This window comes from Winogradskyella sediminis (assembly GCF_003387355.1).
GTDB classification, from domain to species: Bacteria; Bacteroidota; Bacteroidia; order Flavobacteriales; family Flavobacteriaceae; genus Winogradskyella; species Winogradskyella sediminis.
The window spans coordinates 1-8,131 of record NZ_QUNH01000012.1 but is presented as its reverse complement, the minus strand read 5'-3'; the positions used below and the strand labels follow the sequence as shown (position 1 = coordinate 8,131).

Sequence of the window (8,131 nt, the reverse complement as noted above, 5' to 3'; positions counted from 1 at the left end):
AGGTCTAAAAGCCTCATAGAACTGTACGAAATCTGTGTAGAAAAGAGAGGGGATTTTCAATGTTGACGAAGTCTAAAGCTTCTGCGTATATATTAACCTTACTCCTCTCTTTTGTTCTTTCTAATTTATCCTTAAATTTAATGAATTGTAAACTTAAGATGTATATAATTTATTGCTAGTTCTAGCCTACTTACGAAAATCCTCGCGGATTTTCTATTCGGTTTTTATTTGCTAAATTTAGTGCTTAAACCACGCAACAAACCATATACAACAACGTTGTGCATAATACGAACAAAAATTTAGCGTTATAATTTTAAACCAATTAAGTTTATGAAAAATCTAATCTTCCTTTTATTCTTAACGACAATATTTTGTTCCTGTTCATCTGACAATGAAGTATCCATTCAAAATTCTAATTCATTGGATTTTACCGAAGTTATGTCTTTCCAAGTTGATACTTTGGATATGGATATCACAAGTGATTTAAGCACAAATTCTTTATTTATAACATCTTCCAACGATGATATATGGCCTGAAAAAGTTTTAAAGTACAATTTATCTACACTCACGCAATCAGATTTTATTCATGATGATGGAACTGAAAGTAGACAAATTGAAATTATTGGAAGTTTCATATATTCTTTTTCTTATAACCACACAGTCAAATACGATTTGGATTTATCCAATATTGTTGATTTGAATCACCATAGTGGATTAAGCTATTCAAAAGCAACGAAATATAATAATGATATTCTAATTCTTTCTGGAGAAAAATGTTATGACTGTCTTGAAATGCCGATAAAACTCTTTAATAGCAATAATGAAACTTTTAGTGAATTAACAGTTTTTCCTAATGGGATTAGAATGCATGCAGATGGCATTGTGAATAACGATATACTGTACATGTTTGGCGGAACTGATAACATAGCTAATTATAATGAAATTAATATATACAATATAATAGATGATGTTTGGACTCAAGAAATCCTTCCATATCAAGTATATGAATCTTTCACTTCATTATATAATAATTCTATTTTAGTTGCTGGGAATAAAGAATCTAATAACAGCAATGCTTTTATTGGGGTTTATGATATAACAACTAATTCATATAACGAATTATCTACATCGCTGAATTTAGACAATATAACTATTAGAGGAATTACCATCTTAAACGATGAAGTATTTGTTGCGTACGCTGATTTGGTTTCACCATTACCTAATCTAATAACAATCAAAGTAATAAAAGCATCTCTATTATAACTTTAACCATAAAAGTACTATGCACAACACCGTGTATAATTAATTGCTTCATTCTTGCCTACTTGCGAATATTCCTTCGGAATATTCACAGGTTCGTAAATGTTTGCTAAATTAGTTGCTGAACCACGCAACTAATCATACACAAACACGTTAGGCACAATTAGAGGAAAACATTGGAATTAATCAAAAGCACAAAATCAAAAACTGGAAAAGGTCTAACCTACTCTATTGGTCTGAAACAAATCTCGGAACTCTTATCTGAAGTCGAAATTTATGATAAGTTGAATATTTGGTTCAATAAAAAAGAAGGTGGTGGAATGGGACTTTTTATCCCTGGAGGAAACACATTAAATTATTTGAAAGGAAGTTCTAAAGAATTATTAAGATTTAAGATTTTGATATCTGGAAATTACTCTACACCATTAGACAAATGGACAATTATACTTCATGCTGTTAAAGCAGAAATTAGTAAACCGACAAAGGAGTTTTTAATTGAAATCGGAATCCCACTCTTGCGGAATTGGTTCGAATCTGAAAAATCTGAAACTTGGTATTCTGGTCGTCGCTATTTCCAAATTGGACTGAATGAAAACCTGACCGAATATTGTGTTTTGGAAACTCAAAATGATAGAGTTATTAAAAAGAAAACAGAAATAATAAATATGTCTAACAACTTACAATCATAATGAAGAAATTATTCCTCGATGACGTTAGAACAATCGAAATGGTTTACGATAAATCAATGGAACCTGAATTTGATATCGTCAGAACGTACTCTGCGTTTGTAAACTATATCAAATCTAATGGGCTTCCTAATTACATAAGTTTTGACAATGACCTTGGACTTGGAGAAGATGGAAAAGTTGCGCCTGACGGATTGGCTGCAGCGAAATGGTTAGTGTATGAATCTGGACTTGATTTACGGAATTTGGAATTTAAAGTTCATTCTGCAAATCCTGTTGCTGCTGAACAAATAAAAGGACTTTTAAACAACTATATAAAACACTTAAAAACAACGGAATAAAATAACTGTGCCTAACACCGTTTATAATTAATTGCTTGGTTCTAGCCTACTTGCGAAAATTCCTGCGGACTTTCCATCTGTGATTTATTTGCTAACTTTAGTGCTTAAACACGCAACGAAATCATACACTAGACCGTTGGCAATAATTAATGAAAATCTAATTTGCTATATAAAGAATCACATATCTTAATCCTAAATAATGTATCTAGATTCATTGATCTAACCGAATTAGAAAAGCAGAAATACATTTCATTACTAACGGAGATTAATATAAAGCGGAAGGCATTTTTAATGCAAGCTGGTGATATAACATCTTACGAATATTTTATCACTAAAGGCTGCTTAAAGGTCTACACGCTTGATGATGACGGCGCACCACACATTTCTATGTTTGCTGTAGAAGATTATTGGACAGGCGATATGGCGAGTTTTATGACTAAGGAGCCAACACGCTATTTTATTAAAGCTACCGAAGACACTGAACTATTAGGAATTTCTAGAGCTAATTACGAATTGTTATTTCAAGAAATACCCAAGTTTGAAAGATTCTATCGCATGCTATACCAAAAGTCCTTGATAAGTTATATAAGACGCTCAAATCACGGCATTTCATTAACTGCAGAGGAACGATATATTGAGTTCAAAACGAAATATCCGAATATTGTTAACAGAATTACTCAGAAAGATTTGGCGGGTTATATTGGCATCACGCCCGAATTTATGAGCAAGATTATCACAAAAGTCAACAGAAGGTAAAAGTCTTAAACTAGTTCATTTTTTTTCATGTGTCCCTTTCGGAATTTTGAAGCATGAAAAAAGTTATCATCATCACTTCTCTTTTAATCATTGGGTTTATAAATCCTTTGCTGGCGCAATTTACTCAGGTAGAATTGTTCGCTGGATTAGATAAAACAGACTTCACAGTATTCTCAAGTTACTCTATTACTAAAAGTCAGACTCTGAGTCTGAATACGCTGGCTTTCTTTCAAAAGTTTAAGCAAGAAAACCAAGAATTTGATGAGGTTGGAGTACAACCCACATTATTCTGGAACATTACCAAAAATATTGCCATTGGCCCTTCTATATATTATAACAGCTTTGCTGGCTTTTCAGAACGACTATCCGCAAAATACGCATTCAAAAATTCACAACTGTTGTTGGTGTTAATGCCTACAGTGGCTTACTCAGAGCAAATCAATACTAGCTATGCAGAAGTCTTTCTTCAAATTCAATATAACAAACCGCTAAATGACCATATTTCAATCTGGTTAAGCGGTCAGTTCTTAACCATTTGGGACCAGTTTAAAACACATTCAAGAAGCTATCAACAATGGCGTGTAGGTGCATCTTTTGGTGACGTTCAGGTTGGCATTGGTTTAGATATGGACCAATACGGCTTAAAGCCTATAAACAAGACTTCTTTCGGATTGTATTATCGATTAACTATATAAACAATTTTAATTCTTAAACATTATGAAAAATTTAGTAAAACAATTTTTAAAAACTAATCCAAATATTGGATTGAGTATTGCACGCTTAACACTTGGCCTCGTCATATTTCCACATGGCGCACAAAAACTATTAGGACTCTTTGGTGGCTATGGGTATTCTGGAACGATGGATTTTCTAAACACACAAATGGGTCTACCAAGTATTGTGGCCTTCTCAGTAATTATGATTGAGTTTTTTGGCTCTATTTCATTAGTACTAGGATTCTTCTCTAGGCTTTGGGCAATTGCACTAGTAGGTATGTTCACAGGAATCATTATCACTACACAACTTGAGCATGGCTTTTTCATGAACTGGTTTGGTAATCAAGCTGGAGAAGGCTACGAATATTCACTTTTGGTTATAGGACTTGCCTTAAGTGTTGCGGCTAACGGCAGCGGAAAATGGTCTATAGATGGTTTAATCTCAAAAAATAAATAAAATGAAAAAAGTAATCACAATTGCAGGAACAAATAGTCAGAAGTCCATTAACAAAAGATTGTTATCCCATACTTCTGGTTTATTGAAAAATGTAGAACACATTTCTATCGACTTAAACGATTATGTTCTGCCTATTTACGGCGTTGATTTTGAAGCTGAAAATGGCATACCACCAGCAGTTAAAAGGCTCAATGAAGTATTTGACACCGCTGATGGATTTATAATAACATTAGCTGAACATAATGGCACGTATACCGCAGTATTCAAAAACACCTTAGACTGGTTATCTCGTGCGAACATAAAAGTATGGAGAGACAAACCTACACTCTTAATGGCAACCTCACCTGGAGGTCGCGGTGGAGCCACTGTTTTAGAGGCTGCAATAAACTATTTTCCTTTTTTAGGAGCTAATGTCGTGGCAGACTTTTCCTTACCTAGTTTTTTTGACAATTTCTCAGAGAATGGTATTTCAAATTTAGACCTAAAGGAATCGCTAATTCAAAAGGCTCAACTTTTCGAACAAATCATAAGTCCTTTGGAATAAATGATTGGCTCATAACCACTTTAGCTTTGTATCAACATTTAAAAACAATTAAAAATGGAAATTAAAATTAGACTCATCGTATTAATGCTAAGTATACTATTTACAGGACTTTCAGCAGGTTTATGTTTTACTTGGTCCAATGCCATTACGCCTGGTATAGGGAGATTAGACGATTTAGGTTTTTTACAAGCTTTTCAAGCCATGAATCGTTCGATTCTTAATGCTAGTTTTCTCATTGTCTTTTTAGGGCCTGTACCGCTGCTTTTTGCAAATGCCATTTTACATCGTAATGCAAATCCAGTCACGTTTAAGTCTTTTTTAATAGCAGCCATTTTATATTTCGTTGGTATAGGCATTATTACGGTTTTTAAAAACGTGCCACTCAATGAAGTGTTAGATAAGACGGTATTAGAAAACCTCTCAGCCATAAAGCTTAAAGAGTTGCGTGCAAAATTTGAACAACCTTGGAACCGTTGGCATGTTCAACGCACAATAGCATCGTTTACATCTTTTGCTCTCTTGCTAGTTGGACTCATATATTCCAAATAGAAAATCTTAATCATCAACCAAAAAACGAATAAAAAGGCTTCAGATTTCTGAAGCGAAGTATAAATCAAATAAAAAAAATAAAATTATGAACAGTAACATTTTAGTTATCGGTGGAACAGGAAAAACAGGTCGCCGAGTCGTAGAACAGTTAAAAAACAAAGGTATAGAACCTCGAATTGGTTCAAGAAGTGCATCGCCTAGCTTTGATTGGGATGACAAAAGCACTTGGGTAAATGCCTTAAATGGCGTAGAACGTATGTATGTAACTTATTATCCAGATTTGGCCGTTCCAGGAGCCAAAGAAGCGATACAAGAATTAACCCAATTGGCTAAAGTTTCAGGAGTCAAAAAAATGGTTTTGCTTTCTGGAAAAGGAGAAACCGAAGCTGAGGCCTGTGAACAAATCGTCATGGATTCTGGTATAGACTATACCATCGTAAGAGCCTCTTGGTTTAACCAAAACTGGAGTGAAAGCTTCTTTTTAGACCCAATATTGTCCGGAGAAGTAGCATTACCATTATCAGACGTTTTAATTCCATTTGTTGATGCTAATGACATTGCAGAAGTCGCTGCAACAGTCTTGCTTGATGACACTTATAACGGAGATACCGTTGAAGTGACAGGTCCAGAATTAATCAACTTTAAAGATGTTGTTACTATGATTTCGAAAGCCAGTAACAGAAGTTTAAACTTTCATGATATCACACTGCAGCAGTATGTTAAAGGCATGAAACAGCAACAAATACCTGATGATGTGGTGTGGTTAATAGAGTATTTGTTTAGCCATGTGTTAACCAACCCTAATAATCAGTTGGTGGTTAATGATGTGGAACGAGTTTTGGGCAGAAAAGCAAAGCCCTTTTCAGCTTATGCCGAAGAAACCGCAAAAACTGGAATTTGGAATTCAGAAATAGTGGAAGCTTACTAAATCTTTAACTGAGGCTCTTAACAGCACTTCACGTAAGTTAGAGCCTCAATCATTTAAATAAAAACTCGATGACCGTTTCCTATCCGTTGATAAAACCAAAATACTACAAGTCACTAATAATAGACTTAGCGAACTTTATAAGGCATCCCATAAATAAACAATCCATAGAGAAAAGTACTAAACATAAAATTTACGATACCATAGGTCTCTTTTTTATAAAGCTTGTTTTCAGTATTACAGCTGCCTCATTATTACAGTTGGCATATGAGCCTGAAAACCAAACATCAGTAAGTATGTCCGAAAGATTTAGCCCATTAGTATTGTTTTTAGTCGGTGGACTTATTCTACCCATATTTGAAGAGATTACCTTTAGATTATCACTAAAATTTCAACCAATTTATTTGGCATTAACTTCGGGAACATTCACCTATTATATCATGACTAAAGCTGTTTTTAAAAGCCGATTGTCTATGGTGGATGATACCTTTTGGTATAGAATCATAACAGGGGTTATAATTTTGTTAATAGTGTATGTGATATCTAGTAGAAGGCCCGTAAGACAGGTTTTACAACAGTTTTGGAAAAAACAGTTTAAGTGGATTTACTATATATCGTGCATCAGCTTTGCATGGTTACACATTTTTAATTTTGAATTAAATCTCACCAATCTTTTATTGCTACCTATATTAACACTTCCACAATTATTCAGCGCCACCATTGCAGGATACACAAGAGTCGCTTTTGGATTTAAATATCCTTTGCTAATCCATATGGCAACTAATACACTATTCCTATCCTTAACTTTCTTACCTCTCAAATAATTTCAGTGTAAAACCAATGGTAAAACAAAAGTTTTAATAACGTAGACATATTATTGGTATGAAATAATAACTATTGCCAACAATGTGTATAATTCATTGCTAGTTATAGCTTACTTACGAAAGTCCTCGCGGACTTTCTATCTGTGATTTATTTGCTAACTTTAGTGCTTAAACACACAACAAACCATACACGAACACGTTACCCACAATTATGAAAAGAATTCTTGCGATAACATTTTTGCTTTTGATTTGTCAATATAGTTTCGGACAAATTGAGTGTCAAAAATATATCCAAGATTACATTCCAATCGACTTAAATGATGCGATTAATTACTTTGAGTGTAAAACACCAAAAGAAGTCCTGACCGAATTTGCAAAGAAAAACGAAGACGAAAACGGAATCGTAAGTGTAAGCTTTGGAACTGGAATGTCAATCCGAAATAATTGGGGACTTTGGGCGAGAACATCTAAAATATCTGAATATTTTAGTGAATTAGGTATTCATCATCCTGACGATATGTCGAGTATAATATTAACTTCATTACACAGAAAGCTAAATGGAACATATATTGACTTGGAAAACCAAGTTAAGTTTTATAAAGAGTACTGGGCTGAATCGGAACGAAAAGAAACGGAAAGGAAAAAGCAAGAATTTAGTAAATACAAAATCGGAGACTTAGTAGAATTTTCTTATGATTATGATTTCGTTTCTAAACGTCAAGAGAAAAAATGGATGGACGACAAATGCTACGCAACTGCAATTATTAAAGACCTAAATCCTGAAGAATTTGAGTTGAAAGTCAAACTCAAAAAAAGTTGCGACAGAAAAGGAATTGTTATTTTAAAATATGATGTTTACGATAAAGTTGATGGGGAATTTCAGAAAATAGAAAAAGACAAAACTGAGATAATGAAAAAGGGAGAAACACGTTGGAGTTTCTATAATTTATGGAGCATCGTGGAAAAATAACTGTGGGTAACAAAGTACTGTGGCAAAAAACAAGTAAAAACTCATTATTTTTTTACTAAAGTACTTTTATAATTTCCATCATATATTAACCCTGATTTAGCTA

11 protein-coding genes are annotated in these 8,131 nt (G+C 33.6%); all 11 read left to right on the top strand.

Going from position 1 to position 8,131, the window contains the following annotated elements:
• Positions 1 to 330: 330 nt before the first annotated feature.
• Positions 331 to 1,263 (top strand): Kelch repeat-containing protein, encoded by a 933-nt coding sequence (locus C8N41_RS16470; protein ID WP_147298981.1) that lies wholly within the window; start codon positions 331 to 333, stop codon positions 1,261 to 1,263.
• 173 nt (positions 1,264 to 1,436) lie between these two features.
• Entirely contained in the window at positions 1,437 to 1,949 is a 513-nt protein-coding gene (locus C8N41_RS16465) for a hypothetical protein (RefSeq protein ID WP_115840070.1), read from the top strand.
• Positions 1,949 to 2,287, top strand: coding sequence for a cyclic-phosphate processing receiver domain-containing protein (locus C8N41_RS16460; RefSeq protein WP_115840069.1), 339 nt, complete (start codon positions 1,949 to 1,951; stop codon positions 2,285 to 2,287). The genes C8N41_RS16465 and C8N41_RS16460 overlap by 1 nt, the downstream gene beginning before the upstream one ends.
• Before the next feature lie 162 nt (positions 2,288 to 2,449).
• Entirely contained in the window at positions 2,450 to 3,043 is a 594-nt protein-coding gene (locus tag C8N41_RS16455; protein WP_115840068.1) for a Crp/Fnr family transcriptional regulator, read from the top strand.
• Positions 3,044 to 3,096: 53 nt separating this feature from the next.
• Positions 3,097 to 3,738 (top strand): hypothetical protein, encoded by a 642-nt coding sequence (locus C8N41_RS16450; RefSeq protein WP_115840067.1) that lies wholly within the window; start codon positions 3,097 to 3,099, stop codon positions 3,736 to 3,738.
• A gap of 22 nt (positions 3,739 to 3,760) precedes the next feature.
• Positions 3,761 to 4,216 (top strand): DoxX family protein, encoded by a 456-nt coding sequence (locus C8N41_RS16445; protein ID WP_115840066.1) that lies wholly within the window; start codon positions 3,761 to 3,763, stop codon positions 4,214 to 4,216.
• A 1-nt stretch (position 4,217) separates the two neighbouring features.
• Entirely contained in the window at positions 4,218 to 4,760 is a 543-nt protein-coding gene (locus tag C8N41_RS16440; RefSeq protein WP_115840065.1) for an NADPH-dependent FMN reductase, read from the top strand.
• A gap of 54 nt (positions 4,761 to 4,814) precedes the next feature.
• Positions 4,815 to 5,309 carry an anthrone oxygenase family protein gene (locus C8N41_RS16435; protein ID WP_115840064.1) on the top strand — a complete coding sequence of 165 codons (495 nt, stop codon included), beginning with the start codon at positions 4,815 to 4,817 and terminating at the stop codon, positions 5,307 to 5,309.
• Between the two features lie 85 nt (positions 5,310 to 5,394).
• Positions 5,395 to 6,237 carry an SDR family oxidoreductase gene (locus tag C8N41_RS16430; RefSeq protein WP_115840063.1) on the top strand — a complete coding sequence of 281 codons (843 nt, stop codon included), beginning with the start codon at positions 5,395 to 5,397 and terminating at the stop codon, positions 6,235 to 6,237.
• A 68-nt stretch (positions 6,238 to 6,305) separates the two neighbouring features.
• Positions 6,306 to 7,058, top strand: coding sequence for a CPBP family glutamic-type intramembrane protease (locus C8N41_RS16425; RefSeq protein WP_115840062.1), 753 nt, complete (start codon positions 6,306 to 6,308; stop codon positions 7,056 to 7,058).
• A gap of 211 nt (positions 7,059 to 7,269) precedes the next feature.
• Positions 7,270 to 8,028, top strand: coding sequence for a DUF6794 domain-containing protein (locus C8N41_RS16420; RefSeq protein ID WP_115840061.1), 759 nt, complete (start codon positions 7,270 to 7,272; stop codon positions 8,026 to 8,028).
• The last annotated feature ends 103 nt before the right edge of the window (positions 8,029 to 8,131 follow it).

Excerpts from the sequence above, each read along its gene's own strand:
- C8N41_RS16470 (WP_147298981.1), top strand. The coding sequence starts at position 331 with ATGAAAAATCTAATCTTCCTTTTATTCTTAACGACAATATTTTGTTCC.
- C8N41_RS16460 (WP_115840069.1), top strand. The coding sequence starts at position 1,949 with ATGAAGAAATTATTCCTCGATGACGTTAGAACAATCGAAATGGTTTAC.
- C8N41_RS16450 (WP_115840067.1), top strand. The coding sequence starts at position 3,097 with ATGAAAAAAGTTATCATCATCACTTCTCTTTTAATCATTGGGTTTATA.
- C8N41_RS16445 (WP_115840066.1), top strand. The coding sequence starts at position 3,761 with ATGAAAAATTTAGTAAAACAATTTTTAAAAACTAATCCAAATATTGGA.
- C8N41_RS16440 (WP_115840065.1), top strand. The coding sequence starts at position 4,218 with ATGAAAAAAGTAATCACAATTGCAGGAACAAATAGTCAGAAGTCCATT.
- C8N41_RS16435 (WP_115840064.1), top strand. The coding sequence starts at position 4,815 with ATGGAAATTAAAATTAGACTCATCGTATTAATGCTAAGTATACTATTT.
- C8N41_RS16430 (WP_115840063.1), top strand. The coding sequence starts at position 5,395 with ATGAACAGTAACATTTTAGTTATCGGTGGAACAGGAAAAACAGGTCGC.
- C8N41_RS16425 (WP_115840062.1), top strand. The coding sequence starts at position 6,306 with ATGACCGTTTCCTATCCGTTGATAAAACCAAAATACTACAAGTCACTA.
- C8N41_RS16420 (WP_115840061.1), top strand. The coding sequence starts at position 7,270 with ATGAAAAGAATTCTTGCGATAACATTTTTGCTTTTGATTTGTCAATAT.